The sequence below is a fragment of the Sphingobacterium sp. UBA7253 genome, assembly GCF_002472745.1.
GTDB classification, from domain to species: Bacteria; Bacteroidota; Bacteroidia; order Sphingobacteriales; family Sphingobacteriaceae; genus Sphingobacterium; species Sphingobacterium siyangense.
In genome coordinates this window covers 48,596-49,024 of the sequence record NZ_DKSP01000245.1, presented here as the reverse complement: position 1 = coordinate 49,024, position 429 = coordinate 48,596, and the positions used below count along the sequence as shown (strand labels likewise).

Here is a 429-nt window from a genome sequence, read left to right as displayed (position 1 = left end):
TTTGTGCCACACAAAACAAAGGTGATACCTTTTCGGGGTGTAGCGTAGCCCGGTATCGCGCCACATTTGGGATGTGGAGGTCGTAGGTTCGAATCCTGCCACCCCGACTAGAAAAGCTCTAACGAAAGTTAGGGCTTTTTTTTGTTTCAGGGTAGGAAGGCGAACCTACGGCCTTTAGGGTGTTATTTAGATTGATCCGGAGGAAACTCAGTCAGGGCCAGCCAATCCCGCTATTTTAGCTAGCCAAGTGTTAACTTCGCTATTCAGGGCAGTCATGCTGGTTTTTAAAATTATTATGGATCGAAATCGATATGTGTTTTATATGTTTTGTAAATTATTTTACAATAAGTCAGCTTGTTAGGTGTTATGTAGAGAATATTTTTGAAAAAAACATATTTTTAATTTACTTTTGTGCCACACAAAACAAAG

The 429-nt window shown here is 40.1% G+C and carries 1 tRNA gene; it reads left to right on the top strand.

From position 1 onward, the window contains the following. The first annotated feature begins 33 nt into the window (after window positions 1-33). Window positions 34-107: transfer RNA gene (locus tag B2X72_RS25800), tRNA-Pro, on the top strand. Window positions 108-429: the final 322 nt, after the last annotated feature.